At 46.7% G+C, this 383-nt stretch carries 1 rRNA gene; it reads left to right on the forward strand.

Going from position 1 to position 383, the window contains the following annotated elements:
- Positions 1 to 101 precede the first annotated feature (101 nt).
- Positions 102 to 383 (forward strand): 23S ribosomal RNA (locus QWY28_RS23270); the annotation flags it as partial.

Here is a 383-nt window from a genome sequence, read left to right on the forward strand (position 1 = left end):
GTCGAAACGACTTATAGAAACGGTCGTCGTGTCCGATATTTTCTTTTCGAACGAAAATGAAGGAAAAACGACGACGATCGATAGTGGTGCGGTACTCACATTTGTTATAAAATAGAGTAAAACGTTAGAACGCGTAGTACGTACCGTCGACGACTGCAATTAATTGCTTTAACGAGAAAGTTAATACAAAATAACTTTCTTTACTATAGCGACCTCAGAGCAGGTGAGACTACCCGCTGAATTTAAGCATATTACTAAGCGGAGGAAAAGAAACTAACCAGGATTCCCTCAGTAACGGCGAGTGAACAGGGAAGAGCCCAGCGCCGAATCCCCGCCGCGCGTCGCGGCGTGGGAAATGTGGCGTACGGAAGACCCACTCCCCG

The sequence above is a fragment of the Nocardioides oceani genome, from assembly GCF_030412965.1.
Taxonomy (GTDB): Bacteria; Actinomycetota; Actinomycetes; order Propionibacteriales; family Nocardioidaceae; genus Nocardioides; species Nocardioides oceani.